1 protein-coding gene is annotated in these 614 nt (G+C 69.4%); it reads left to right on the forward strand.

Annotation, left to right across the window (positions count from 1 at the left end):
• Nucleotides 1–591 (forward strand): L-serine ammonia-lyase (locus ACFPU0_RS14650; RefSeq protein WP_377693822.1); only part of this gene is annotated, 591 nt, incomplete at its 5' end.
• Nucleotides 592–614 lie beyond the last annotated feature (23 nt).

The raw sequence follows: 614 nt of genomic DNA on the forward strand, positions 1-614 counted from the left end.
TCGGTGCTCGACTGGGTCAACCTCTACGCCCTCGCGGTGAACGAGGAGAACGCCACCGGCGGCCGCGTGGTCACCGCGCCCACCAACGGCGCGGCCGGCATCGTCCCGGCGGTGCTGCACTACTACAGCCGCTTCGTGCCCGGCGCCAACGACGACGGCGTCGAGCGCTTCCTGCTCACCGCCGCCGCCATCGGCATCCTCTACAAGGAGAACGCCTCCATCTCCGGCGCCGAGGTCGGCTGCCAGGGCGAAGTCGGGGTGGCCTGCTCGATGGCCGCCGGCGCCCTCTGCGAAGTCCTCGGCGGCACCCCGCAGCAGGTGGAGAACGCCGCCGAGATCGGCATGGAGCACAACCTCGGGCTGACCTGCGACCCGGTCGGCGGCCTGGTCCAGGTGCCCTGCATCGAGCGCAACGCCATGGGCTCGGTGAAGGCCATCAACGCCGCGCGCATGGCCCTGCGTGGCGACGGCCAGCACTTCATCTCGCTGGACAAGGTGATCCGCACCATGCGCCAGACCGGCGCCGACATGAAGAGCAAGTACAAGGAAACCGCCCGCGGCGGCCTCGCCGTGAACATCATCGAATGTTGAACAAGCAGCGGGAAGCCGGAAGC

This window comes from Pseudomonas sp. GCM10022186 (assembly GCF_042656385.1).
In the GTDB taxonomy this organism is placed as follows: Bacteria; Pseudomonadota; Gammaproteobacteria; order Pseudomonadales; family Pseudomonadaceae; genus Metapseudomonas.